This window comes from Eubacteriaceae bacterium Marseille-Q4139, assembly GCA_018223415.1.
Classification (GTDB): domain Bacteria; phylum Bacillota; class Clostridia; order Lachnospirales; family Lachnospiraceae; genus CABSIM01.
Window position 1 is genome coordinate 669,227 of sequence record JAGTTQ010000001.1, and the last position, 21,192, is coordinate 690,418.

Sequence of the window (21,192 nt, forward strand, 5' to 3'; positions counted from 1 at the left end):
AATTTTCACGGAATAGGAGACTGATGTCTATCAAGTTTTCTTGTGTTACTTTACGGCACATGAGCTTTCGCGCCGGGGTTGTCGTTGCCGTAACCTTCCAGCAGGTTGATGACACCCCAGATGCCGAGACCAGCACCCAGAGCAATAACGAGGGTCTGCAAAACGGTGATCGCCTGGTTAAAAAATGCCATAAATTATAGTTAGCCGGAATCATTTGAAAAGTTTGATTTAGTCATTCATAGGCATACAAAAGCCGGAGCAATCTGCCGCCCGGTTTCCGGGGGCTGATTCCGGCTGTCCTCCTTTTTTCATTATTTTTTTGTGATTGTCCGCTTTGTACGCCAATGGCCCCATCCGGGGCAGTTGAGGCGGGTAGATAAGATCACTCCTATTACAATAAATTTGGACAGGAAAGCCGGGCAGCCAGTTCGGCTTTCCCTCCATCTCGTGCCTAAGCTACAATAAGAGGAGCAACTGGCTGACCAATCACTCCTTGGGCTTATATGTCCGTGCGAAAGACTGTTAGCCATCCTCTTGTTGTAGCGTTCGATTTAAGCAGGTTGAGCCACCGAATGTCGGAGAGTTCGCGTCACATAATAGATTGAATCGGCAGCGAGAAAAGATGGATTCCGGTTGCAGATCCTTGGTATTGGAGGAACGCGAATGAACTGTGTTGGCATTGATGTTTCCAAAGGGAAAAGCATGATCGCCGTCATGCGGCCCTTCGGAGAAGTGGTGGTTTCACCCTTTGAAGTGCGCCACACCGCCAGTGAACTGAGCAAGCTGGCAGGGTTGCTCAAAAGCCTGGACGGTGAGACCCGTGTGGTGATGGAATCCACGGGTAATTACCACGCGCCGGTGGCCTGGCTGCTCCACGACGCGGGGCTTTATGTCTCCGTAGTCAATGCAATGCTGGTGCATGACTACGGGAACAACAGTTTAAGACGTGGCAAGACCGACAAGAAGGATGCCGTGAAGCTGGCCAACTACGGCCTTGACCACTGGCTCACACTGCCGAGATATGTCCCGGAAGAGGACACCCGGCTCATGCTGAAGACCTGCTACCGGCAGTACCAGCAGTATTCCAAAGTACAGACCATGCTGAAGAATAACTTAATCTCCCTGCTGGACACTACTTTTCCAGATGCAAACCGCCTGTTTACCAGTCCGCCCCGCACCGATGGCAGTGAGAAATGGGTAGACTTTGTGGCTGCTTTTTGGCATTGCGAGTGCGTCTGTGGCCTGTCTGAGAAGGCCTTTGCCGCCAAGTACCAGAAGTGGTGCAGAAAGCACGGCTACCATTTCAGCGAAGATAAGGCGCTGGACATTTATGCCTCCGCCTGTGGACACTTCGGAGTTATGCCGAAAACGGATACAGCAAAACTTTTGGTAGAACAGGCCATTTTCCAACTCCGGGCAACTTCTGCCGCATTAGCTGCTCTCAAGCAGGAGATGCAGTCCCTGGCGGCTTCTCTGCCGGAGTATCCTGTGGTGATGGAGATGTTTGGTGTTGGTCCAACCCTCGGACCTCAACTCATGGCTGAAATCGGCGATGTGCGCCGATTCCACTCCAAGAAGGCTTTGGTCGCCTTTGCGGGCATTGACGCCCCACCTTACCAATCCGGACAAATGGATGTCCGTAGCCGCAGCATCTCCAAGCGTGGTTCCGCTGCTTTACGCCGGACACTATTCCTTGTGATGGGCGTTTATCTGCAAAGCGCCCCTATGGGCGAACCTGTATACCAATTCATGGACAAAAAACGTTCCGAGGGAAAGCCTTACCGGGTCTACATGATGGCGTCTGCTAACAAGTTCCTGCGTATTTATTACGCCTCGGTAACTGCTTATCTAAACACACAGACACAGGCCTAAACCTATACTAAACGCCTCCTTGGCCGGCCGCCCTTTCAATTTTGAATTGTTCAGCGGCCTGATTTCGTATGCCCTTTTTCTCGAATTCAATATTTTGAAATTTCCACTTGACTTTTATTAGCAGGTCTTTCACAGCGGAACAGATTTACGCGCCCTCCGCGTCTACTTCGTACACGTCGTAGATTTCGTTGGGCTTGAGTTTCAGCCGGGCGGACAGAAACGCCTCAATGTCAAAGGCATTTTTGGGGTCCGCATCGGCGGTGTACGGATAATTGGGGTGCTTGGTGATGTCGTACTTGTCCGACAAAAACGGACGAACACCACGCAGCTGGAGGATGCACTTGCCGCCGTCCATAACGGCCAGTTCATCCTGGCTCATCAGCTCTTTGCCACAATGTCAAGTGATGAATTCAAAATTGGATAAAAAAATAGATCCTCCTCAGTTAAGAGAAGGATCTATATAACAGTATTCTATTAGCTCACATTTGAATCGTCTGATAATTCTGCTATTCTTTGTTTTGCGGGTGTTGAATAAACGAGAATATCCCAAAGGGTGATGCACTTTTTGAAATTTGATCTTGATTGATGGCCTTTACCGGTTATAGACAGCAAGGCAGGTTCATCTTCTAGCGCCAATTTTATAAATTGCAACAAATCATCCGGATTTATCTTGCTAAAATCACTTGTAAAAATAGTTGAAATTGTTTTGCTCAACCCATACTGCCTATAATAATCAACTACACAAGGAAGGCCAGTATATCCTCTTTTTTTAATGGACTCCTTTTGAGCAAATGAGAGCAAATCTTTACTGGTTTTGTCCAAAGAGAATTTTACTTTATCATTTATGCAGTCGATTGATTGACAGCGGCTGACAAATTGTCTTACAGGCCAAATTGTGCGTCCATTATACAAATAAGGAATTGCCTCCTTCAAAATCATGTCATCGTCATACTGCAAATCCGATTGACCTATGGCATATAGATACAATTCCTCTGCCTTTATTCCTCTATAGCCGACTTTTCCGAATTTACCATAAACCCCAACACCTACGACAAAATCAATATCTTGACTATCGTCTTCAATATTTGTAGCAACATATAATTTTTCTGTAGGCTTATTTGTTTTTACCAATTCATACAGCTGACTTTTTATACGGCGAAGAGCTTTTACATCGTATTTCACCGTATTATCTAAAATGGCTGAATATAATATGGAGTAATCAAACAGTTTAATATTCTCCATAATTATCGTTTTTCCGTTATCAAAGTCGAACTGTCTTTCGCTGATTCCTTCTTCTTTTGGGTCTTCTGTCCACTCGATAAAAATCAGTCTCTTTTTCAACTGCTCCAATTGGCTGTTTTCAAGGCACTCTGAAATAGAACGCAATATGCGGCGAATATTGGGATCGCTAACACTATATCCAAGGAAAATAATAGGGCGCTCTAAGAAAAGAGTTAATATTTTTGAACTTAAATATGCACTTTTACGAACAAACAAGTCATAATCATGTGAGTTAATTACTATAGAATCCGGCTTTGAACAACACCCATGTATCTTGTATATTTCTGCAACTTCATAAATTGTAGAAAACAGCAATTCATTTTGGCCAATGTACGGTTGAAAATGGTCTTTCCCAAAATTGTTTTCAAGAAATAGGTCATAATTAGTAGTAATAATACAACTGATATTTTTATTGCCAATTTCCCTGAATAGCGTTATCTCATCAGAATATTTTTCCTGAATTGCCTCACTTTTTTCTTTGAAATAATCTGCAATACAAAACTTAAACGGAGAAACTTTTGCAGCAATATCTTCAGCATGAGTTTTTCGATTTTCGGCATATTTATCCTCTGTAAAAAAGGCATCATTAAAATCAGCCTCTATATAATCTGCGATTTTAGGATAAATCATATCCGGGCACTCTCTGCATTCTCGCTCGGCCTTGCTATAATAATATTCATACGGTGATTTGACACAATATAGCCGTAAGAGACCTTCCCAGTTAGGAAGCCCTAAGTATCTTCGTGTGAGTCCAGATCCAACAAAAAGAACTGGTAGTGCAGGTGCATTAGACAAAATCTGAATAATTTCATCTCTCATATTAACTTCTCCTAATCCACTTTACAATGTCAAGATTTCTCAACGGTCAGTTCTAACAGGTTCATTCACTGGGATTTCCCCAACAAAGTTGTAGACAATCTTGACTTTCTGAATCTTCTGGCCGTCTATCTTTTTGACCTCGCCCACCAGAATACGGTTGATCAGGCGGTTCAGTACGGTTTCATCCAGCTCCTGAATGGTGGCATACTGCCGAATTTCCCGGATAAAGGTGCGGACTTCATTTTCCTGAGCATCGGACTGCTGAAGCATTCTCATCAGTTCCTGCAAACAGTGTTGATTTTCTTCCTGCTCCTGCTCCATAGCGGCGGTTATCTTCATAAACCGCTGCTCAGAGATCACGCCTTTGGCCTTGTCGGTATAAAGGCTCAGGAACATATCGTCAATTTCCCGGTTTCTGGCTTCCAGGCGTTCACGCTCTTTCTGCATCTCGGAAGCATCCGCCATATATCGGCGCTCCATTCGGCTGCTCAACCGCTGATAAAAGGCATCTGCATCTTTGAGTGCCATCGCTGCCAGTTCCTGAATATCTTTCAGGACGAGATTATACAAATCTCTGGCTTCGATTTTGTGACTGGTGCAGGCGCTTTTGCCCAGCCGGTTGTAGGTCTGGCAGATATAATACGCCTTGTCAATCGGTTCCCGCATCTCGCCGGTAAAGCGGTTTTTGCCAGTTCTGCCGACCTTCTCATACCGCACCTGCATGGATTTCCCACAGGTGGCGCAGTAGATAATGCCGTGGAACAAATTGTAGAAGGGGCAGGCATTGCCTTTCATAATAGGTGGCCTGCGATCTACGATTGCCTGTACCTGCTCCCATTCCTCCGGTGTCACAATCGCTTCATGACAACCCTCAATGATTTCCCAGTCCTCACGGGGAATAATGTCATAGGTGTTGGAGCGAATCCCTTTCTGGTGTGTCCGGCAAACCAGATGAGCGCCCTTATAAAAGGGGTTACGCAGGATATGGCTAATTCTTGCGCCGCCCCACGCATAGTAGTTGACATCGCAGGCGGTATTTCCTTTTACTCTGGTGATGGGAACCTTGTCCTCCATCAACTGCTTGGCAATCCGCATACAGCCCCAGCCATCCAGTGCCAGGTCATAGATTTTGCGAATCACCGGCGCAGTCTCCGGGTCAAGGATCAAATGCCCCCGATCCTCCGGGTCACGCATCAGCCCCAGGGGAGGCTGTCCGCCACAGAACTTTCCCTGTCGGGAACGGGTCATACGCCCCGCCAGCACTTTCTTGGAAATATCCCGGCTATACATATCGTTCAGGATATTCTTGAAGGGCGTGATGTCCATTTCCTGACGGGTCAAACTGTCCACGCCATCCGTAATGGCGATATAGCGGACATTGTGTTTGGGGAAGAAGATTTCAATATAGCTGCCGGCTTCGATATAATTTCTTCCCAGTCTGGACAGGTCTTTGGTAATGACACAACCGATTTTACCAGCCTCGATATCGGCAATCATACGCTGAAAAGCTGGGCGATTGAAATTACGGCCTGTGTAACCATCGTCCACATAATACTCATACTGGAACATCCCATTTTTCTCGGCAAATTCCTTGAGCATAAGTTTCTGATTACTGATACTCATACTCTCGTTATCGCCGCCATCGTCCAGAGAAATACGGCAATAGAGGGCTGTAATTTTCTGATTGACTTGTTTTTTCCTGCTCATAGTAATCTCCTTCTATGAACAGGGACACGATATACATATTATACCATACCCCTGTTTTTTCTTCAACAAATACCCTCAGCTTGCCTTGCGTTCCAGCCATTCTTCAAAATGTTCGCAGGTTTGCCGTTCAATGAGCTGTTCAAAGGCTTCCTGCATGGTTTTATCACCAGAAAACTCCCGTACCACGATAAACTTTACTTTTTTACTCTGCTTGTTTTCTTGCTTTTGGGTTTTCTCCATAGGCTACCTCCATAGATCAGAAAAGCCAGACAAAGGGAAGCGGCAACAAAGTCCGGCAACGGACTCCGAAAAACCTGCAACCTATCGTCTGACCATCGTTTCTTACTTTTCAAATTTTCTTGTGAAATCTCGTTGCTTTCGTTGTCAGAGAACAGATACCCACCAAAAAGCCTTGCTTTACGGGCTTTTGTCGTGCTCATACTCCCGCTTTTGTAGCAACAAAGTCAGCAACCAGCCGACAACCAACCGGGCAACAGGCCCCGCAAATCAGGCAATCCACTCCTTTGGCAGCTCCAGCTGGCGGACTTGTTCCTCGCTCAGCTCTACAAACCCACCTTCGTTGTCGGGCGGTTCGTTGTCGGAAATCTCCCGTTCCCAGCCACGCTGCCGCCCATATCCAGCAAACATCCGGGGGTTAGAGAAGGGCTTCCAGCCAATCACCACCGTGTTCATGATCTCGTTGATGTTGTGCAGCTGCCAGCGCTTCGGCTCCTCAAAGGCGTGTCCCAACGCTTCCTTGAACAGCTGTTTGGAGCAGACCACATTGCCGGTGTAGTGTTCCAGGAAGCCCTGAATCTGCCCAGCCTCGGTGTCCTCCGGCATGAAGTCTTTCTGAACCTCCACCAGCTGTCTCTGAATCTCCTTTGAAAACTTCATGGAATACTCTCCGCTGCGGTAAATGGTCATAGCCTCCGCCCATACCTGCAACAGATATTCCCTGGAAGCGGCTTCGTCCTCCAGAATGTGAACCTCCGCTTTCTCTGGGTAAATCATCACTGGCAGAAACCGCCGGTTTCCGGCCCGGTCAAGGGGTAAAAAGTCCAGCGTGTTGGAGGAACCACCGAACACGCACTGCCGCAGCCGGTCTTTGGGCTGGGTCTCATAGGGGGTGCGATAGGTTTCCTTTTGGCGGCTGATAAAGGAGCGGATCTCCTCGATACTCTTGGCGTTGCTGGTGGCCAGCATCTCTGACATCTCGATGATCCAGTGGCCTTGCAGCTTGGCAAACACCTTGTCATCATCCAGCTTTTTCAGGTCGTCAGAGAACCACTCATCCTGTATAGCCAGGAAGCGAAAGAAGGTAGACTTTCCGGCTCCCTGGCCGCCCACCAGACAGAGCAGCTCCTCATATTTGGAACCTGGATGGAACACCCGGCGGATGGCTCCCAGCAGGAAGTGTTTGAGCATTTCTTCCACATAGTTGCTCTCATCTGCCCCCAGAAAGTGATGCAGACAGGAGCTTATCCGGGGCTTGCCGTCCCACACCAGACTGTTCAGCACATCCTGAATGGGGTGATAGCAGTTTTCGTTTGCCACGATGGAGAGCGCCGCCATCAGCTTCTTTTCACTGGTCAAACCGTAGTTCTGCTCAAAGTAAAGGAGCAGATACTTGACATCGGTATCAGTCAGGGCGCTGGTACTTCTGCGCCAGCCCAGATCCCGCACAATATCAACACGGTCGGTCAGCAGATTCAGCCGGATTGCGCCCCGCAAAAGCGGATCTTGGCAAAACACCGTGCGGCAATTTCCAATGGTGTTAGCCGGTTGTCCTTTTTCCGTCGTGGAAAGGCTTTCCTGCACTTCATCAACGGTCAATTCCTCACTTTCGTCCTGCTGGGTTGCAGGCACTAAACTCTGAGATTCGCTGTTCAATGTTTCTCACCTCCTCAAGAGAAAAGCATCTGATTTGTTCGCAAAATCAGATGCCTTAAAGCTCTATATCCTGTTTTTCCCGCTGCTTTTTCCGGTTGTATTCTCTCTGTGCGCTATCCTGCTTGGCTTTTTTCAGGAAAGCAAGAATGGATTCCTTGGCCTTTTCCTGAATCTGCTGTTTACCAGCCTGCTTGACCTCCGGCTGCATCAGCTTCTTCTGGATTTTTGTCAGCGCAGACTGCATGGCATTTTTGATTTTGGAGATCACTCCATCCAGCCGGGCAGCGGCATACTCACGCTCTTTTTGCGGCGCTTTCCGTTCCGGCGAGAGTACCCAGTTTTTCGTTTCCTCCACCAGCCGGATATCCTCCTTATGGGTTTCCAGCCGGACAGCATCGGTGACAACCTCCACCGCCTTGTCATAGGCAATATCCGAAACTTCCTCCACCAGTGTTTCCACATCCTCGATTTTCAGGGTCAGCTCCTCCAGCTTCTGTTCCTGGGCGGCCAACTGCTCCTTTTGCTTCATCAGGATATAGTCCTGTTTCTCCAGATACGCCCGCCCACCATAGGACGGCTCCTGCTCCAAATGCACCCCATGTTTGCGGCTGATGTCAAAGAGCAGCGTGCGGCATACTGCATCAAAGGTTTGTTTTCGATTGTTGTGTTTGCCCTTGGGCTTACTCGGATCAGGCAATTCAAAGCCCAGTTCCTCCAGCGCCTTTTCCTGCTGGGGGCACAACTCCCCATACCGGTTTTTGCAGTCAAACACATGGCGCTCGTGGATGTGAGGCGTACCCTCATCCAGATGCAGCGCCCAGTCCAGAATGTGGATATGGGAACCAAAGCGCCGTTCAAACTCCTCGTAAAATTCGCTGACAATGAGTGCCAGAGTACCCGGTGGAACGGATTCTTCCATGGTGCCAATCTGGTAAATACTTTCCTCTGGGCAGGTCTTGTTGTTTTTCAAAAGATCTTCCACCGTGCGGTTGCGCTCGGTGTGTCGTGTTTTCTCGTTCCGGGCATTCTGGGCATCCACATGGTCGGAATAATGCTCGTAGTAATACATCCGCTCAATTTCTTCAAAGCTGAAATCCGGCTGTTCCGGGTTCTCCCGAAGTTCGGGGGTAGTGAAGCCACGGTAGCAGTCCCAGTACACATTTTTCTTGGCTCGCTGGGCATCAATGTGTTCGCTGTTTTCCACATCAAACCGGCGGTCATTGTGCCGGGGATTATAGGTTCCATGCTTGCCGGATCGTCCGTTGTGCCGTGTCAGTTTCAATTTTCATCCCTCCAATCTCTGCTGATTTTTCCCGAAGGGGAAGCAGCGGCGCAGCCGCCAAACCCGCGGATTTCTGCGTCAGGTAATACCCAGTACGAGTTGACGCAAAGCATCAACTCTCCCTGGGCAAGGCGTTTCACCCTTGACCCGATGGGGCTGGCTGCCCTCAACCCGCCAATGGGCGTTGGTCTCGGCTCCCGCCTCGGTCGGTGCTTTTGCGGCTTTGCCGCAAAGGTCGCCACTGGCGACCCGCACCCCTTGACCCCAACAGGGCGCTGCACCCCTGTACCCAGCACAAAGGGATTGCATCCCTCTGTACTCCTGCCCGGCGAAGCTGACTTCCACCACTTGTGCGGTTTTGTCAGCTCCTCCGGCTCTGAATGCTCCTTTTGTCGCATTTCCTGGCATGGGGGATACTGGGGTATCACGATACCAATTCACCGCAAAAATACCGGGTGCAGACCTGCCATTTTCCTGTGAATTTACCCGATTTCAGGCGCTCTCCTTGTCCGTCCGCAAGACCTGAAATCCGTGCTGTTTGGCATATTCTCTGGCAGCGGCCAGCCGCTCCTCACTGTACGGCGGCACCAGACGGATGGACAGGCGGGACTTGTCCATCACATAGGTCACGCTGCCCTCAGTGGTGCTGCGCTCCAACCAGCATAGCTGGGGATACTTGCGGCTGAACTCGGCCAATCTGCGCTTTAGATCGGCGTTAAAGGTGTAGATACTGGCGGTGTCCTCCGCCTCGTTCCAGTTAATGATGGTTTCTTTCTCATACTTAGACAGCTTCGTCATACAGATCCTCCTCATACTCGGTGTTCTCCTTTACCAAACACAGGCGGCGCTTGGCACGGTAATACTCGTCCATCTCTGCACGGAGCTGATGATAAAAGCCGGTGTACCAGCTTTCTGCTATCTCCGTTTCCATCTTCCGGGCCAACTCCAGCATTCGGTGCTTGGCCTGAGGGTCAACGGTTAAGGCAGTCAGCCATTTGAGCCTGGTCACCGTGTTGTGGTGGTTGGGACAGGCAAAGGCATACAGCACTTTCTTTTCTCGGATACTCAATTTCATAAAAATCAACCTCCTAAAAGTTTATTTTCCATGTGTTAGTTGCCGGTTTGCCTGCAATCGCTCCTGCCCGGATTTTTCCCAGCGTATTGTCCTCCTTGGTGCGCTCCTGTCATGGCATCACTTCCCCAGAGGTCATACCCCTTGCAGCCAGTCATTCAATTTTCAAGGTTCTGTGTCTCCTGACAAAACTCATTTTACCGAAAAAACAGGGCCTTTCCCGTATGTCCAAAACGATGGAAAATGGCTTGAAATCAGCATATTTCCACGCTTATGGAAGCATGGTATAATGTTCATAAACGGAAGGATTTCCTGGTGAGAGGGGGATTTTAGATGCACACAAAACTGTCTATCCCGGAACGGTTAAAAGACTTGCGGGTGGTGGATAAGCACCTGACACTGGAGCAACTGGCCGAGCAGACCGGGCTTTCCAAATCTGCTCTCAGTAAATATGAGAGCGACGACTATAAGGACATCAGTCCCTTTGCCATCGCTACGCTGGCGGAATTTTACGGGGTGTCCACCGATTACCTGATGGGGTTGTCGGAAAACAAAAATCACCCAAACACAGAGCTTCAGGCCCTGCATTTGAGTGATGATATGGTTACATTATTGAGCAGCGGAAAAATCAACAACCGGCTGCTGTGTGAGATTGCCACGCATGAGAACTTCCAGCGATTGATGACGGATATTGAGATTTTCGTTGACCGGATCGCCGATATGCGGATTGCCCAGATGAATCTGGTGCTGGAGGCCACCCGACAGGAAGTGATTCGCAGCCATGCGCCGGGGGAGAACGACCTTTATGTCCGCACGCTGGAGTTGGGACAGGTACAGGAAAGTGATTTTTTCAGCCACACAATCCACGACGATCTGGACAGTATCGTTCAGGATATTCGTCAGGCCCATGTCACCGACCGCACCACCGCCGATCCACAGCCGACCTTCACAGAGGTCAAGGAAAAATTTGACCGTGCCATGCAGCTGGGCAGTAACGAGGAACGGATAATCCACGAGTTTTGCGACCAGATGCAGATTCCCTTCGACAAGATTGCTTCCGAGGATTTCTCGGCGTTTATGCGGATATTAAGCCTGTCCAAGCTGCTGAAGAATCCCAACAATATGAGAGGGAAGCCCAGGCCGCAGGCATACCATGGAACAAAAAAGAAAAAGCGAAAATAGAAAGGGGTAATACGAGGAGGTTTTAATGAGCGATGTAATGACTCCTAAACAACGCAGCCAAACAATGAGCCATATTAAAGGAAAAAACACCAGTATAGAGATTTTATTGCGAAAATCACTCTGGCATAGAGGAATACGATATCGGAAAAATTATAAAAAATTGCCCGGAACTCCAGATATAGCGATAACCAAGTACAAGATTGCCATCTTTTGTGACAGTGAATTTTTCCATGGCCATAATTGGGAAATCAAGAAGCAAAAACTGGGGAATAACCGGGAATATTGGATTAAAAAGATTGAGCGAAATATGGCACGGGATCGTGAAAATGATCTCAAACTGATTGCTATGGATTGGGTTCCTATACATTTTTGGGGGCAAGAGATACAAAAGCACACAGATGAATGTGTAGAAGCTGTCGAAGATTTGATTTTCGAGTTGCAGATGATGCAGTTTGATGGTATGATAGAGGATGCGAGGGACTGTGTTGAAGATATAAAATGATATTTTTATATCTTCAATTTATAAGTTTATAATCACAAGGAGTACCCTTATGACGATATCAGAACAGATTAAAGTGCTATGTGTGCGCTCCAATATCAGCGTTGCGGAACTTGCAAGGCGAATGGGGACTACACCACAAAATTTCAATTCAAAAATGAAACGGGAAAGTTTCACAGTCTCTGACTTAGAATATCTGGCGGAAACGGTGGGGTGTTCTTTTGAGCGCCATTTTGTCCTTCCAGATGGTGAAAAGATTTGATTAGGAGGACATACATGGATTTTCTGCATTACAAAAATAACACCTCAAACCGGGATGTGATTTCCCTTTTTTCCGGAGCGATGGGATTGGATATCGGCCTTGCAAAGGCGGGTCTGAACATTGTGATTGGACAAGACTTTGACCCTGCCTGCGTAGCTACTATGCGGGCAAATGGACACAAGGTATTGGGCGGAGATATCAGAGAAATTGATGCCGCAGATTTGCTTGAACAAGTTGGGCTTGCACAAGGAGAACCTTTCCTCATTTGCGGCGGACCGCCTTGCCAGCCGTTTTCCACTGCCGGAAAGCGGCTGGGAATCAATGATCCCCGTGGAAGCTTGTTCATGGATTTTATCCGGATGATTGACTATATCCGCCCCCGTTTCTTCATCATGGAAAATGTAAAAGGGATTATGTCTGCCCCGTTAAAACACACCCCTCTTGCGGAGCGTGACAAAAATGATCCTGAACAACACTTGGGGACGGTTTTAGATGTTATCCTCTCTGAATTCAACAAGCTTGGCTATAAAACTGTGTATGGGGTTCTGGATGCTGTAAATTATGGCGTTCCTCAATTCCGTGAACGGTTTGTTTTGATTGGAAGCAGAGATAACGAAGATATTTTTCTGCCATTCCCGACCCATTTTCAAATGCATCAAGACCCTGCTTATCGCTGGCGTACACTCCAGGATACCATTAAAGATTTAGAACATGACTGTGGAGAATGTGCTGCGTTCAGCAAAGACCGTCTTGCATATCTCCGCCTTGTTCCGGAGGGTGGGAATTGGCGTGACCTTCCGGAAGATGTAAGAATGGAGGCAATGGGTGGTGCTTATGGATCAGGAGGAGGAAAAGTGGGCTTTTACCGACGGCTATCCTATAGCCAGCCATCGCCTACATTAGTAACATCTCCTGTTCAGAAGGCAACAATGATGTGCCATCCAACCCAAGACCGTCCTCTTAGCATACAAGAGTATGCCCGTATCCAGCAGTTCCCTGATGATTGGAAATTCATGGGGACAAGTGTTGCGAAATACCGGCAAATTGGTAATGCCGTTCCAGTAGGGCTGGCAACAGCGTTGGGGAAAGCTGTGCTTTCTGTTGCAGATCAGTCTGCTGAAATCCGGACAAAGCGGTTCAGAGGGACTGACATCCATCAAAAGTTGAAACAAGCTATCGAATTAGGAGGAAGCTGCTATGCCAATAAATAATAGTTACAACGAAGCTGCTATCGTGGAAGCAATTGCTACTGCGTTGGATAACTTCTATACGAACTTGATTAAAAAAGTAGACAGCCTAAATGTAAAAACTGTCATGAAACGCAAAAATCCGTATCTGTTCCGGGCAAAGGCTATGAATGGAGCGGCTCAGATTATTGATGCAATTCTTGCCGCTTTTGTGTCCTCATCGGAAGAAACAATCTTCGGCAATGTATTTTTTGAGCCGATAGCCACCGCTGCCGCCCAGGGTCAGAAAGCATTGGCTGAAGGTGTGGACATTATGGTGGAACGGGATAACACTATCTATGCCATTGCAGTAAAATCTGGTACAAGCGTTTTCAATGCTGATAGCCGTAAGAAGCAGGAACAGAACTTTATGGCAGCCAGCAAGTTGGCACAGCAGGCGAAGAAACGCTTTGTCCCGATTGTTGGTTATGGTTATGGGAAGAAAAAAGTGTCCAATCGTGGACTGCCAAAATTCTATATGGAACTGGCGGGCAAAGATTTCTGGACAGAACTGACCGGAGATGAAGAGTTCTACATAAAGCTGATCCGCTTCATGGACAAGCTACCTGAGAAGTATGTGGAGGAGTTCGACACTTCTTACCAGAAGGCCGCAAACCGGCTCGTCCGAGAGTTTACCCAGGAGTTCTGCTTCGAGGATGGTAGCATCAACTGGGAGAAACTTGTAGAATTCAACTCGGGCAATTAAAAATTATTACCAGGAGAGAAAAAGATGGATGTTGGAGTATTTTCCTTTTTCTCGGGATTGGGCCTTTTAGATTTAGGATTTGAGGATGCCGGCTTCAATATCGTCTTTGTTAACGAATATGACAAGCGGTTTATAAACGCATACCAATATGCAAGAAGAAATAGTGGCCACATTCCGATTTATGGGTATAGCAGCAAAGATATTAGGGAATATTTATCAGATGATGTGTGGTATCATTCATTCCCTAATTACGATAAACGAGATAAAAAGCTAATTGGCTTTATTGGAGGTCCTCCATGCCCGGATTTTTCTGTGGCAGGGAAAAATACGGGCAGAGAGGGCGAAAATGGCCAGCTAACATCAATATATACTAATTTAATCATTCAGCGAAAACCAGATTTCTTCGTCCTTGAAAATGTTAAAGGACTGTATCAAACAAAAAAGCATCGTGAGTTTTATGATGAGATAAAAAGAAAATTTAGAAGAGCGGGGTATAAATTATTTGACTCTATTGAAAACGCTTTAGAATATGGTGTCCCTCAATATCGTAATCGGTTATTTTTGGTTGGTTTTTCTACCAAAGCTTTTGGGAAAAAAATAGCCAATCCCATTGGTGCACATAGAAAATACAGCTTGGATAAAATCATGGAGTTACCCTGGCCAACTCTTTCACCATTTTTAGCTGATGGCCACTTGGATTGTCCAGATGGGATTGTTTTAGATCTTACAGTACAATTTTGGTTTGACAAAAACAATGTTGAGCTGCATCCAAACGGCAGAGATGTATTTGCAGTCAAGGCATATAATAAATATGAAAATATTTGTGAAGGTGCAACAGTTGGAAAATCCTTTAAAAGGCTTCATCGATGGCGATACTCCCCAACTGCTGCTTATGGAAACAATGAGGTTCACCTTCACCCATATAAACTTCGTCGGATTAGCGTTGCAGAAGCTTTAGCAGTACAGTCGGCACCTGCCGATTTTGTGCTGCCCGCTGATTTACCCTTATCGTCAAAATTTAAGATGGTTGGAAATGGGGTACCGTTTTTGTTGTCGCAAGGAATTGCTATGGATGTAATGGATGTCGTCCAACAGATTATAAAAGGAGGAAATGGCAATGGCTGACTATTATGAAGTACAAGACGAAGAAACATCTGTGGTTTCGTATGATATTAGTGTCATCCCGAATGACTTTAATGTTATGACAATAAATAGTCTTATTGAATCTGGTGTGATTTCAATGCCCACTTTTCAGCGCAATTATGTGTGGGATAGAAAACGAGCTTCCAGATTTATAGAATCATTAATATTGGGGCTTCCAATACCACAAATTTTTTTATATCAAATAGAACGAAATAAGTATAGCATTATTGATGGCCAGCAGCGCCTTTTGACAATCTATTTCTTTGTAAAGCAGAGATTTCCCAGAAGTGGTAAACGGACTCTTCTCAGAAAGATCTTTGATGAAAACGGCAACATTCCAGATAGTGTATTATCTGACAATGAAATTTTCCAAGACTTCAAATTGCAGTTTGCCAAGCAAGAAAATGGTGACCCGCACCCCCTGAACAATAAAAAGTATCACACCTTAGATGTAGCACAAAAAAGTGCATTTGATCTTATGCCAGTTCGGTGTATGTCAATAAGGCAGAATAAACCGGAAGATAACGGATCGATATACGAGATTTTCAGCCGTCTTAATACAGGTGGTCTTAATCTGTCCCCGCAAGAAATTAGAGGTTGCCTATATCGCTCTGATTTTTATAAGATGATTTATGCATTAAACTCAGAACCAGATTGGCGGAATTTAGTTGGCAAGGCAGAAGAAGATGACAAATTTAGAGATGTAGAGGTTTTGTTGCGCTCATATGCCTTGCTATATGATGGGAGCTCCTATACCGGCTCAATGATTCGCTTCTTAAACCGCTTTTCAAAAGAAGCCCAGACATTTAGTACAGAAAAGGTCGAACAAAGCCGACAGCTATTTTTTGATGTTTTAAACATTTGTAAAAGCATTGATAAAAAAGCTTTTCTGACACAAACAGGGAGTTTTAATGTTTCTCTTTTTGATTCTGTGTTTGTCACAATAGCGGAAAAAATCTTAGCTGACGGATTTGAGAATGCAGCTATCACGCAAACAGATTTTGATGCCCTGAAAGCAGATACAAATTTTAAGGCTGCAATTACTCATAGCACATCCCACGGCGAGAGCGTAAAAGCAAGATTGTGTCTTGCTCGGAGATATTTATATGGGATTGCGTTGCCTGATGGCGAGGAGTAAAAATGGAAAGCGAACGAATAGAAAGACAGTATCAAGATTCACAAGAATTATATAATTATCTTCTTAGCAAAGGTGAGGTATCCTTTGCTACATACATAGATAGTGTTTACAAAAAAGTTCTGGTATTATCTGCGGCAAGCTATTTTGAAAGTAAGGTTTCCGAATTAATATCTAAATATGCTACAAAAGTTAGTGGCTCAGATAAAAGAATCGTAAACCTCATTGAATCAAAAGTGATTGAGCGCCAATACCATACCTTGTTTGACTGGAAGGCAAATAATACAAATGCTTTTTGGAAGTTGTTTGGTGAAGCAACTAAAGATAGTGTCCGGCAGAGAATAAATAGTGACGATACCCTGAAAACAGCTGAACAGAGCTTTATTGAACTTGGACGGCAAAGAAATTTACTCGTTCATGAAAATTTTGCAGAATTTGATGTAAATATTACTGTGGAAGAAATTTACAAGAAATATCGTGCAGCTTGTGGTTTTATTGCCTTGATTGAGGTGGTTTTAGATCCATCATTTTCTAAAAAATAGCATTTAAAAAGGCGGCATAGATCAGACACTTTCAGTGCCTGACTTATGCTGCCTATTGGTGTGTGCAGACTTGTTGAATCATATAATGAACATGATAATAGATAACCTGACTCACACCTTGATTATTTCAATTTTTTTATAAAGGTTAGAATTGTCATTGTGAAACAAGCTTATGTGGTACAGAGCATCAGCTCTTTTTGAATAATAGTATAGTTCATTGGCTTGTCCGTCATTTCTAACAAATTTGACAAGATACATTTTAAGATCATCCTTTTTGTAGTTTTATGACTCTTCTGCACATTTTCCCATCAAGTCAAACACTTCCTTCATTAACATCATTCCCAAAGAAAATCCGTACTGAAAGTGTGCTTCTAACTCCATACAATGAACATCAATCACATGAGTGTGAAACTGGTTGACCAGCTCCATCTGCTCTTTAGAAAGTTTTTCCTCTAACCCGGTAAGCAGCTCTCCGGTGTGCCTATGTAGCTTGCGGTATTCTTTTTCATGGGGAACCACCTGTTCTGCGGGGTAGATATTACCACAATATAAGTCATCTAACACCATCTCACAGCCCCTCCTTTGCATCATAGATCAGTTCGTGACGAACAATTTCCTCCGCACGGTTTCGGATGCTGTTCATGGCTCCGACCCATGCCATCTGATCTTGGGCTTTCAATTCCTCTGTGATTCCTTCCGTTTCTTTCATCTGGACAATGATACAATGCAGCCGGTTTTGTGCCTGTTCGTTCAGATCAGCCAGATATGTACAGAGTTTTCCGGTCAAAATCAGGTCATTATACTGGGCTGGATGGTACTGCTCCAGATAGGCTTTGTGCATCCGCCCCCAAATCCCAATTGGGCGGTTTTCTTCCGGCAGCTGTAAGTCTGGAATGTAGTAATCACCGACCAGCGTATAGCTGATGCCATTTTGACAGGTTTTCTTCGGTAAGTGTTCCATAAGCGACCTCCTGTATTCGATTTTTCTCCGAATCCAGCTGATCGTGTCCCTGTTCATGTCAAATTCAAGGCAGCTGAACTCTTCACCAACAAGTATGGCATATCTTTACCGAGCTTTTGATAGTTGAGAGAGTGAGAGGTTTCCCGACCACGACTCTCGCCGGTGTTATAGGTGTCGATGGTTTCCTTGCCCAGCACAGCGGCCAACTCTTTGAGGGTGGTCGGCTCCTTGCCGCCGAGGAAGATAGAGGTATCCATGTTGCCGATGATGGTATCGGCGTTGTCCTTGTAGATGGCTTTCAGCTGGGACTGCGCCTGCAATACCAGACAGGCGGAGATCTCACGGCTTCGGATGGTGGCGACCAGTTTTTCCAATTTGGGAATCTGGCCGATGTTGGCGCACTCGTCAATGAGGCACCGCACATGGACCGGCAGCCGCCCACCGTACACATCGTCGGCTTTTTCACACAAAAGGTTGAAAAGCTGGGTGTAGCACATGGAGATCAAGAAGTTAAAGCTATCGTCCGTGTCGCTCATAATGAGGAACAGGGCGGTTTTCCGGTCTCCCAGGGTGTCCAGCTCCAGCTCGTCGTAGGAAGTGACCTCCCGCAGCTCGGCAATGTCGAATACGGCAAGGCGCGCACCGCAGGAAATCAGGATGGATTTTGCGGTTTTGCCAGCTGCCAGCTTGTACTTTTTGTACTGGCGGACGGCGAAGTGGTTGGGCTTCTCCGCCTCCAGCGCGTCAAACATCAGGTCTACGGGGTTCTTGAACTCCTCGTCATCCTCCCGGACCTCCATGGCGTTGATGAACTCAATGAGGGTGGAGAAATTCTGTTCCTCCACCGGGGCCTCGTAGTGGATGTACCCAATCAGGGCGCAGTACAAAAGCGTCTCCGCCTTGACCCAGAAATCGTCCCCGGCCTTGCCCTCGCCCTTGGTGTTTGCGATCAGCGTCGTGACCAGCTTCAGGATGTCCTTTTCGGAGTGGATGTAAGCAAAGGGGTTATAGTGCATGGACTTCTTGAAGTTGATGGTATTGAGGACTTTGATCCGGTACGGCTCATAGATGACCTTGCCGCGCTTATCCTTCATGGGCTTGCCGTCCTTGCCCAGCTTGGGGGTGCCGCGCTGGAGCATCTTGCCGCACTCCACCAGGATGGTGCCTTTCGGGAGTGTTTTGTCAAGATAAATAAAGGGAATATCTCACCGAATTTTGCATCAAAAATTCGATGATTTCACATCGTCCTTCATCAGTCGCTTCATTTTGTCCTCCAGCGTGTCCTTTGCGGTCTGGCTGAAATGAACGCCCACCACATAGGTGGTCTTGCCCAGCTTCATGCTGAATGTTCCTGCCGGACTTGCCTGTCCTGCTTTCGTTTTGGCTGCTGCCTGTTCCATGTGCGACACCTCCTGTAAAAAAGCCCGACAAAGGAAAGGCTGACAACGAAGTCCTGACAACGGACATCAGAAAACCTTAAAACTCTGTCGGGAGATGCTCTATTTTCTTTTTCTTCTTTTTTATAAAAGTCGGTTGTCATGGTTGTCAGGGGAGAGAAAATGCCCATCAAATCAGGGGTTTTCAGACTTTCGCCCGACAACCAGACCGACAACCGGCTCGACAACAAAACGGCAACCGGTACTGTTTTTTTACTTTAGCCACTCTGGGGGAAGTTCCAGCTGCTCCACTTCCTCCGGCGTCAATTCCTGAAAATCTCCACCTCCGTTGTCGGGCTGGATGCGCTCCCAGCCTTTCTGCCGCCCATAGGGGCTGCGAAAGTACCGGGGATTGGAAAACGCCCTCCATCCGGTCACGCTGTTGTTCATAATGTCGTTGATCTCCCGGATTTCCCATTGCTTCGGCTCGTCAAAGCTGTGTCCCAGGGCTTCCCGGAACAGCTGCTTGGAGCAGACCATGTTATCCGAACACTTTTCCAGATACTCGATGATCTGTCCGGCTTTGGTGTCCTCCGGCATAAAGTCACGCTGGTGGACTTTCAGATACTCGTTCATTGCCGGGCTGAATCGGAGTTTGAAGTTTCCGCTGCGGTAAATCTCCATTGCTTCTGCCCAGACCTGTACGAGATAGGCTCTTGCTGCCGGTTCATCATCCAGAATGTGGATTTCTGCCAGCTCTGGATGTACCATGACCGGCACAAAACGGCGGTTGCCGGTGCGGTCAAGGGGCAGAAAATCCAGCGTATTGGAAGTGCCGCAGAACACACACTGCCGTTTTCGGTCAACCGGGTGGGTTTCGTATGGCACTTTATAGGTTTCCTTCTGGCGGCTGAGAAAGGATTTGATTTCCTCAATGCTCTTGGCATTGGCGGTGGCAATCATCTCCGACATCTCAATCAGCCAGTGTCCCTGCATCTTGCGGTACACATTTTCATCGTCCAGCTTTTTCAGGTCATCGGAAAACCAGTCATCCTGAACTGCCAGCAGGCGAAAGAACGAGGACTTTCCGGCTCCCTGACCGCCCACCAGACAAAGCATGATTTCAAATTTACAGCCGGGACGGAACGCCCGTGAGATTGCTCCCAACAGAAACAGTCTCATGGCTTCACAGGTGTAATCATCGGCATCAGCTCCCAGAAAACGGTGCAGACAATAGCGGATGCGCTCCGTACCGTCCCACTGCAAGGCGTTGAGAAAATCCCGGACAGGGTGATAGCGATTTTCGTTGGCAATCACCATCACAGCATCCTGTATCTTTTTCTCGATAGTCAGCCCATAGTTTTCCTCAAAATATAAGAGCAGATATTTGATGTCCACATCGGTCAGGGTCGGGCTGTCCCGATACCAGCCGAGGGGCTTCACAATATCCACTCGTTCTGTCAGCAGATTTTTTCGGATAGCTCCTTTCAGCAGAGGGTCAAGCTGAAACACCCGTTTATAGTTGGCTGCGACATTGGATACCTTACCTTTCTCGGTCTGTTCCAGGCTGCTTCTGACCTGTTCCACGGTGCAGAGTTCCGGCTGTTGTCCATTCTGCAATTCGCTGTTCAAGTTTCATCACCTCTTTTCCTTGCTGTGCTACAAGCTCCCGGCGTTCTTCCGGCGATCCGTCCAGAAAACTATCCAGCAGATACTCTGTGTAGGTTTTTCTTTGCAGGGCTTCCACAAAGAGCGGATGCAGGTCATCCTCCGGCGTTTGCGGGGCATACTGCTGTTCCCATTTCTGGAGAAGGTGGAAGTATTCGCATAAGACCTTGTAGCAGTGCATTTCTTCCTGCCTGTATTTCTGCTCCGGGGTAGGTTCCCGGATATGCGGCTTGACGGTCGGCTTCTGCCTGTTGTCATAGGCAATCCCTAAATCATCAGCCAGCTTCATGGCAGCTTCCTTGCTGGGCAGCTGAAACAGCCGGGAAACAAAATCCACTGCATCCCCGTCAGCCTGACAGCCAAAGCAGTGAAAACGCCTGTCCAGTTTCATGCTGGGGTTTTTGTCGTTGTGAAAAGGGCAGACCGCCATGCCATTTCTGCTGACAGTGATGCCGTACAGCTCCGCTGCCTGTCTGGTGGTCACATTCTGTTTGACCGCTTCAAATACATTCAAAATTCCACCTCCTGACAAAACAAAAGGCACCCGATTTCTTTTAAAAATCAGA

Annotated in this window: 22 protein-coding genes and 2 pseudogenes; 9 read left to right on the top strand and 15 right to left on the bottom strand. The window is 47.0% G+C overall.

Annotated elements, in window-relative coordinates; all coding sequences use genetic code 11:
• Window positions 1-50: 50 nt before the first annotated feature.
• The gene (locus tag KE531_03235) at window positions 51-191 is read right to left on the bottom strand and encodes a hypothetical protein (GenBank protein ID MBR9952642.1); all 141 of its coding nucleotides are present in this window, start codon (window positions 189-191) and stop codon (window positions 51-53) included.
• A 472-nt stretch (window positions 192-663) separates the two neighbouring features.
• Between KE531_03235 and KE531_03240 the strand changes: the two genes are divergently transcribed.
• Window positions 664-1,872, top strand: coding sequence for an IS110 family transposase (locus KE531_03240; protein MBR9952643.1), 1,209 nt, complete (start codon window positions 664-666; stop codon window positions 1,870-1,872).
• A gap of 145 nt (window positions 1,873-2,017) precedes the next feature.
• Here KE531_03240 and KE531_03245 read toward each other — a convergent pair.
• From KE531_03245 to KE531_03280, 8 genes and pseudogenes are all read right to left on the bottom strand, one after another.
• Window positions 2,018-2,263 (bottom strand): annotated as a pseudogene (locus KE531_03245) (conjugal transfer protein TraG).
• An 83-nt stretch (window positions 2,264-2,346) separates the two neighbouring features.
• A complete protein-coding gene (locus tag KE531_03250; protein MBR9952644.1) occupies window positions 2,347-3,972 on the bottom strand; it encodes an SIR2 family protein in 1,626 nt (541 codons plus the stop codon).
• Window positions 3,973-4,011: 39 nt separating this feature from the next.
• Window positions 4,012-5,679: a recombinase family protein gene (locus KE531_03255; protein ID MBR9952645.1), complete on the bottom strand. Its 1,668-nt coding sequence runs from the start codon at window positions 5,677-5,679 to the stop codon at window positions 4,012-4,014.
• Window positions 5,680-5,754: 75 nt separating this feature from the next.
• Window positions 5,755-5,919, bottom strand: coding sequence for a hypothetical protein (locus tag KE531_03260; protein MBR9952646.1), 165 nt, complete (start codon window positions 5,917-5,919; stop codon window positions 5,755-5,757).
• A gap of 267 nt (window positions 5,920-6,186) precedes the next feature.
• Complete coding sequence (locus KE531_03265) at window positions 6,187-7,515, bottom strand: virulence-associated protein E (GenBank protein MBR9952647.1); 1,329 nt, start codon at window positions 7,513-7,515, stop codon at window positions 6,187-6,189.
• A 112-nt stretch (window positions 7,516-7,627) separates the two neighbouring features.
• Complete coding sequence (locus tag KE531_03270; GenBank protein ID MBR9952648.1) at window positions 7,628-8,854, bottom strand: serine/arginine repetitive matrix protein 2; 1,227 nt, start codon at window positions 8,852-8,854, stop codon at window positions 7,628-7,630.
• A gap of 492 nt (window positions 8,855-9,346) precedes the next feature.
• Window positions 9,347-9,652 (bottom strand): molecular chaperone, encoded by a 306-nt coding sequence (locus KE531_03275; GenBank protein ID MBR9952649.1) that lies wholly within the window; start codon window positions 9,650-9,652, stop codon window positions 9,347-9,349.
• Window positions 9,636-9,929: a hypothetical protein gene (locus tag KE531_03280; protein MBR9952650.1), complete on the bottom strand. Its 294-nt coding sequence runs from the start codon at window positions 9,927-9,929 to the stop codon at window positions 9,636-9,638. The genes KE531_03275 and KE531_03280 overlap by 17 nt, the downstream gene beginning before the upstream one ends.
• A gap of 330 nt (window positions 9,930-10,259) precedes the next feature.
• Here KE531_03280 and KE531_03285 point away from each other — a divergent pair, with 330 nt between their 5' ends.
• The 8 genes from KE531_03285 to KE531_03320 are packed head-to-tail and all read left to right on the top strand — an operon-like array spanning window position 10,260 to window position 16,621.
• The gene (locus KE531_03285) at window positions 10,260-11,108 is read left to right on the top strand and encodes a helix-turn-helix transcriptional regulator (protein ID MBR9952651.1); all 849 of its coding nucleotides are present in this window, start codon (window positions 10,260-10,262) and stop codon (window positions 11,106-11,108) included.
• A 25-nt stretch (window positions 11,109-11,133) separates the two neighbouring features.
• A complete protein-coding gene (locus KE531_03290; GenBank protein MBR9952652.1) occupies window positions 11,134-11,610 on the top strand; it encodes a very short patch repair endonuclease in 477 nt (158 codons plus the stop codon).
• Between the two features lie 49 nt (window positions 11,611-11,659).
• On the top strand, window positions 11,660-11,869 hold the full coding sequence (locus tag KE531_03295) for an XRE family transcriptional regulator (protein ID MBR9952653.1): 210 nt from the start codon (window positions 11,660-11,662) through the stop codon (window positions 11,867-11,869).
• A 14-nt stretch (window positions 11,870-11,883) separates the two neighbouring features.
• On the top strand, window positions 11,884-13,080 hold the full coding sequence (locus KE531_03300) for a DNA cytosine methyltransferase (protein ID MBR9952654.1): 1,197 nt from the start codon (window positions 11,884-11,886) through the stop codon (window positions 13,078-13,080).
• Window positions 13,067-13,801, top strand: coding sequence for a hypothetical protein (locus tag KE531_03305; GenBank protein ID MBR9952655.1), 735 nt, complete (start codon window positions 13,067-13,069; stop codon window positions 13,799-13,801). Before KE531_03300 ends, KE531_03305 begins: the two co-directional genes overlap by 14 nt.
• 24 nt (window positions 13,802-13,825) lie before the next feature.
• Window positions 13,826-14,926 carry a DNA cytosine methyltransferase gene (locus KE531_03310; protein MBR9952656.1) on the top strand — a complete coding sequence of 367 codons (1,101 nt, stop codon included), beginning with the start codon at window positions 13,826-13,828 and terminating at the stop codon, window positions 14,924-14,926.
• Window positions 14,919-16,082, top strand: coding sequence for a DUF262 domain-containing protein (locus KE531_03315; GenBank protein ID MBR9952657.1), 1,164 nt, complete (start codon window positions 14,919-14,921; stop codon window positions 16,080-16,082). The genes KE531_03310 and KE531_03315 overlap by 8 nt, the downstream gene beginning before the upstream one ends.
• Before the next feature lie 2 nt (window positions 16,083-16,084).
• Window positions 16,085-16,621 (top strand): hypothetical protein, encoded by a 537-nt coding sequence (locus KE531_03320; protein ID MBR9952658.1) that lies wholly within the window; start codon window positions 16,085-16,087, stop codon window positions 16,619-16,621.
• 282 nt (window positions 16,622-16,903) lie between these two features.
• On the opposite strand, the gene KE531_03325 is transcribed toward KE531_03320, so the two are convergent.
• The 6 genes and pseudogenes from KE531_03325 to KE531_03350 form a co-directional block, all read right to left on the bottom strand.
• Window positions 16,904-17,188 carry a hypothetical protein gene (locus KE531_03325; protein MBR9952659.1) on the bottom strand — a complete coding sequence of 95 codons (285 nt, stop codon included), beginning with the start codon at window positions 17,186-17,188 and terminating at the stop codon, window positions 16,904-16,906.
• A 1-nt stretch (window position 17,189) separates the two neighbouring features.
• A complete protein-coding gene (locus KE531_03330) occupies window positions 17,190-17,582 on the bottom strand; it encodes a TnpV protein (protein ID MBR9952660.1) in 393 nt (130 codons plus the stop codon).
• A 98-nt stretch (window positions 17,583-17,680) separates the two neighbouring features.
• Window positions 17,681-18,784 (bottom strand): annotated as a pseudogene (locus KE531_03335) (type IV secretory system conjugative DNA transfer family protein).
• An 18-nt stretch (window positions 18,785-18,802) separates the two neighbouring features.
• Complete coding sequence (locus KE531_03340; protein MBR9952661.1) at window positions 18,803-18,922, bottom strand: transposon-encoded TnpW family protein; 120 nt, start codon at window positions 18,920-18,922, stop codon at window positions 18,803-18,805.
• Between the two features lie 309 nt (window positions 18,923-19,231).
• On the bottom strand, window positions 19,232-20,590 hold the full coding sequence (locus KE531_03345; GenBank protein ID MBR9952662.1) for a virulence-associated protein E: 1,359 nt from the start codon (window positions 20,588-20,590) through the stop codon (window positions 19,232-19,234).
• Window positions 20,502-21,140, bottom strand: coding sequence for a DNA primase (locus tag KE531_03350; GenBank protein MBR9952663.1), 639 nt, complete (start codon window positions 21,138-21,140; stop codon window positions 20,502-20,504). The genes KE531_03345 and KE531_03350 overlap by 89 nt, the downstream gene beginning before the upstream one ends.
• Between the last annotated feature and the right edge of the window lie 52 nt (window positions 21,141-21,192).

Bases quoted from the DNA above. Each gene is read 5' to 3' on its own strand.
- KE531_03285 (MBR9952651.1), top strand. From the start codon at position 10,260: ATGCACACAAAACTGTCTATCCCGGAACGGTTAAAAGACTTGCGGGTG.
- KE531_03255 (MBR9952645.1), bottom strand. From the start codon at position 5,679: ATGAGCAGGAAAAAACAAGTCAATCAGAAAATTACAGCCCTCTATTGC.
- KE531_03280 (MBR9952650.1), bottom strand. From the start codon at position 9,929: ATGAAATTGAGTATCCGAGAAAAGAAAGTGCTGTATGCCTTTGCCTGT.
- KE531_03260 (MBR9952646.1), bottom strand. From the start codon at position 5,919: ATGGAGAAAACCCAAAAGCAAGAAAACAAGCAGAGTAAAAAAGTAAAG.
- KE531_03315 (MBR9952657.1), top strand. From the start codon at position 14,919: ATGGCTGACTATTATGAAGTACAAGACGAAGAAACATCTGTGGTTTCG.
- KE531_03340 (MBR9952661.1), bottom strand. From the start codon at position 18,922: ATGAAGCTGGGCAAGACCACCTATGTGGTGGGCGTTCATTTCAGCCAG.
- KE531_03250 (MBR9952644.1), bottom strand. From the start codon at position 3,972: ATGAGAGATGAAATTATTCAGATTTTGTCTAATGCACCTGCACTACCA.
- KE531_03295 (MBR9952653.1), top strand. From the start codon at position 11,660: ATGACGATATCAGAACAGATTAAAGTGCTATGTGTGCGCTCCAATATC.
- KE531_03320 (MBR9952658.1), top strand. From the start codon at position 16,085: ATGGAAAGCGAACGAATAGAAAGACAGTATCAAGATTCACAAGAATTA.
- KE531_03235 (MBR9952642.1), bottom strand. From the start codon at position 191: ATGGCATTTTTTAACCAGGCGATCACCGTTTTGCAGACCCTCGTTATT.
- KE531_03330 (MBR9952660.1), bottom strand. From the start codon at position 17,582: ATGGAACACTTACCGAAGAAAACCTGTCAAAATGGCATCAGCTATACG.
- KE531_03310 (MBR9952656.1), top strand. From the start codon at position 13,826: ATGGATGTTGGAGTATTTTCCTTTTTCTCGGGATTGGGCCTTTTAGAT.
- KE531_03300 (MBR9952654.1), top strand. From the start codon at position 11,884: ATGGATTTTCTGCATTACAAAAATAACACCTCAAACCGGGATGTGATT.
- KE531_03240 (MBR9952643.1), top strand. From the start codon at position 664: ATGAACTGTGTTGGCATTGATGTTTCCAAAGGGAAAAGCATGATCGCC.
- KE531_03325 (MBR9952659.1), bottom strand. From the start codon at position 17,188: ATGGTGTTAGATGACTTATATTGTGGTAATATCTACCCCGCAGAACAG.
- KE531_03305 (MBR9952655.1), top strand. From the start codon at position 13,067: ATGCCAATAAATAATAGTTACAACGAAGCTGCTATCGTGGAAGCAATT.
- KE531_03275 (MBR9952649.1), bottom strand. From the start codon at position 9,652: ATGACGAAGCTGTCTAAGTATGAGAAAGAAACCATCATTAACTGGAAC.
- KE531_03290 (MBR9952652.1), top strand. From the start codon at position 11,134: ATGAGCGATGTAATGACTCCTAAACAACGCAGCCAAACAATGAGCCAT.